4 protein-coding genes are annotated in these 2,953 nt (G+C 60.4%); all 4 read right to left on the bottom strand.

The genetic code is table 11. The features are described from left to right. Positions 1–135 precede the first annotated feature (135 nt). The 4 genes from IBX54_RS14010 to IBX54_RS13995 are packed head-to-tail and all read right to left on the bottom strand — an operon-like array spanning position 136 to position 2,771. A complete protein-coding gene (locus IBX54_RS14010; RefSeq protein WP_296543273.1) occupies positions 136–774 on the bottom strand; it encodes a histidine phosphatase family protein in 639 nt (212 codons plus the stop codon). 58 nt (positions 775–832) lie between these two features. Beyond that, entirely contained in the window at positions 833–1,432 is a 600-nt protein-coding gene (locus tag IBX54_RS14005) for a DUF4136 domain-containing protein (RefSeq protein WP_296543272.1), read from the bottom strand. A gap of 15 nt (positions 1,433–1,447) precedes the next feature. Continuing rightward, positions 1,448–2,371: a tRNA 2-thiocytidine(32) synthetase TtcA gene (ttcA, locus tag IBX54_RS14000; RefSeq protein ID WP_296543271.1), complete on the bottom strand. Its 924-nt coding sequence runs from the start codon at positions 2,369–2,371 to the stop codon at positions 1,448–1,450. A gap of 4 nt (positions 2,372–2,375) precedes the next feature. Then, a complete protein-coding gene (locus tag IBX54_RS13995; protein ID WP_296543270.1) occupies positions 2,376–2,771 on the bottom strand; it encodes a dihydroneopterin aldolase in 396 nt (131 codons plus the stop codon). Positions 2,772–2,953: the final 182 nt, after the last annotated feature.

Raw genomic sequence — 2,953 nt, 5'->3', positions numbered from 1 at the left:
CATGGATTGCGTCACTGCGTTCGCAATGACGGGGCTGTTCATGGAAAGCGTAGCGTGGCGATCCATGCAGCCCGGGGTCATGGATTGCTTCACTGCGTTCGCAATGACGGGGATCGTTCGCAATGACGGGACGGTTCAGGCACTGCCCTCGTCGAGCGTGGCTTCTTCCAGATGGCGGGTGTCGCCCCAGCCCACCAGCGTCAGGCCCTGGGCGGTCCAGAGCAGGCGGTTGATGGCGGCATTGCCCAGGTGCCAGCTGCGCGGCGCCTGCAGCTCCTGGCCGGTGGCTAACCGGTACAGCATGTCCAGCACGCCACCGTGGGCCACCAGCACCATTTGCCCGCCGACATGTTGCGCCGCCAGGGCGTCAACGGTGCCTGAAATGCGCTCACGCAGGGCCAGCAGCGATTCGCCTTCCGGCGGCGCCCAGTCGGGCTCACGCTTGCGCCAGCGCAGCGCCTCCTCGGGCCAATGCGATTCAAGCTCGGCATGGGTTTTGCCCTCAAAGCTGCCAAAGCAGCGTTCGCGCAAATTCCGGTTGGCTACCAGCGGCGCTGCCGTGGTTTGCGCAATGGCGCTGGCGGTATGCCAGGCGCGCAGCAGGTCGCTGGCATAAATGGCGTCGATGGGCTCGTCAGCCAGCGCGCGCGCCACTTGTTGCGCCTGCCAAATGCCTTTGGGATTGAGCGAAATATCGAGGTGGCCCTGCAAGCGGGTGTCCACGTTCCAGGCGGTTTCGCCGTGGCGGATGGCAATGATTCGGGTGGCTAACATGATTCTTTGTGGGACAGACCGCAGCTATACGGAGTGAGCCAGCGCTGTCCTCTACTGATTACCTTGGGATTTCAATGTTGACGCGGCGCACACCGGCTGGTGGTGTCGGAAAGCCTTGCAGCGCCGCATCAAGCATGGCAGCCAGCACGGCGTCACTGTCAGACCATATCCCATCGTGGCTGGCATGGCTCTCGAACAGCACCGCGCCCGAGGCGTTGCGAATCATCAGACTGACCTGGCGCCAATAGCTGGTTTGCGTCTCAACCCACGGAAACCTGCCGCCGCGGCTGCCGACACTGATGGCACCACTGCCAAACACCCAGCCCAAGCCCCAGCCGATGCCCACGCCGCCTTGATTGACCGTGTTTTCCTGGCGCTGTACAGCCGTGACCTGCACACTCAATGGCGCGTTATTCTGGCGCCTGAGGCCCACTTTGCCCAGTGCCAGCTCGGCCAGCTTTTCCAGTCTGGCCTGATGCACGGGGTTAGCCATTTGCGAGGGCAGTCGCTCGAACTGGTAGCTCGACCCTGGGGCCACCGCTTGCGGCGCAAAGCTGTTGACCTGGTTGTCAATCACCCGCATACCAGTGCAGCCCGAGAGCAACAACGCCAACGGGATCAAGGCTGATCGCAACACTTTGCCAAGCACCCAAGTCATGATTTTTTCTCCAGTTCAGAGCTGTACCACTTGCACACCCGCCACGCCGGGCAGCGGAAACGCTTCGTCGTCAAAGACCTTGTCGCCGTCAACGTCGGCCTGGCCGGTGATTTTGATGTTTTTGAAGTCGTAATGACTGGCATCCATCAAATGCGATGGCACCACGTTTTGCAACGACGTGAACAGGGTCTCGGTGCGGCCCGGGTATTGTTTTTCCCAGTCGCGCAGCATCTGGCCGATGCGCTGGCGCTGCAGGTTTTCCTGGCTACCGCACAGGCTGCACGGAATGATCGGAAACTGGCGCTGCGCGGCCCAACGCACCAGGTCTTTTTCGGCCACGTTGGCCAGCGGCCGGATCACGATGTGGCCGCCGTCGTCGCTGACCAGCTTGGGCGGCATGCCCTTGAGCTTGCCGCCAAAAAACATGTTCAAAAAGAAGGTGGCCAGCATGTCGTCGCGGTGGTGGCCCAGCGCAATTTTGCTGATCTTGAGCTCGTCAGCCACGCGGTACAAAATACCGCGGCGCAGCCGGCTGCACAGGCTGCACATGGTCTTGCCTTCGGGCACCACTTTTTTGACAATGCTGTAGGTGTCCTGGGTTTCGATGTGGTATTCGATGCCGAGCTTGGCCAGGTACTCGGGCAGGATGTGCGCCGGAAAGCCGGGCTGTTTCTGGTCCAGGTTGACGGCGATGATCTCGAAGTGGATCGGCGCGCGCTTCTGCAATTTGAGCAAGATGTCGAGCAGGCCGTAGCTGTCCTTGCCGCCGCTCACGCAGACCATGACACGGTCGCCCTCTTCGATCATGTTGAAGTCGATGATGGCCTGGCCGACCTGACGGCACAGGCGCTTTTCGAGCTTGTGGACTTCCCGCTCGATCTTGGGTTCGCGCGGCGCCGGGGCGTCCTGGGCTTCGCTTGCTTTCCAGACTGCGTTCATGGTTTCAATCCTTGTTCCACTGACCGGTTTCAACGCGAATGGCGACTTCGCAATCGGCAAAAATCTCCAGCTTGGCGATCTTGACGCGCACCCCCTTCACATTGGGCAACTGCATGAGCCGGTTGGCCAGCTTGCCAATCAACGTTTCCAGCAGGTTGACGTGCTCCGCGGTGCATTCGTCGATGATGATCTTGCGCACTTTGCGGTAGTCCAGCACGTGCATGATGTCGTCGTCCGCGGGCAGTAGCGGCTGATGTCCCAAGCTCAGTTCGGCATCCACCTGGATCGGTTGCGGCGCGGCTTTTTCAGCTTCAAGGATGCCCAGATTGGCGTCAAAGCGCAAGCCGGTCAGCGTCAGGGTTTGTTGGCCCAGCAGGTGCTTGCTTGTATAGGTGATCATGATGGTTTTTTGTTACTTAAAAGGACATCGTCACTGCGACAGTAGCCGTCATTGCGAACGCAGTGAAGCAATCCATGACCCCGGCCTGCATGGACTGCCGCGCTGCGCTTTCCATGAACATCACCGTCATTGCGAACGAAGTGAAGCAATCCATGCACCCGGAAGTCATGGATCGCCACGCT

It is taken from the genome of Rhodoferax sp. (assembly GCF_014859475.1).
In the GTDB taxonomy this organism is placed as follows: domain Bacteria; phylum Pseudomonadota; class Gammaproteobacteria; order Burkholderiales; family Burkholderiaceae_C; genus Rhodoferax.
The sequence above is the reverse complement of the archived record's forward strand: the minus strand, read 5'-3'. Positions and strand labels throughout refer to the sequence as shown.

Coding starts and splice junctions, on each gene's coding strand:
- IBX54_RS14010 (WP_296543273.1), bottom strand. CDS start 774: ATGTTAGCCACCCGAATCATTGCCATCCGCCACGGCGAAACCGCCTGG.
- IBX54_RS14005 (WP_296543272.1), bottom strand. CDS start 1,432: ATGACTTGGGTGCTTGGCAAAGTGTTGCGATCAGCCTTGATCCCGTTG.
- ttcA (WP_296543271.1), bottom strand. CDS start 2,371: ATGAACGCAGTCTGGAAAGCAAGCGAAGCCCAGGACGCCCCGGCGCCG.
- IBX54_RS13995 (WP_296543270.1), bottom strand. CDS start 2,771: ATGATCACCTATACAAGCAAGCACCTGCTGGGCCAACAAACCCTGACG.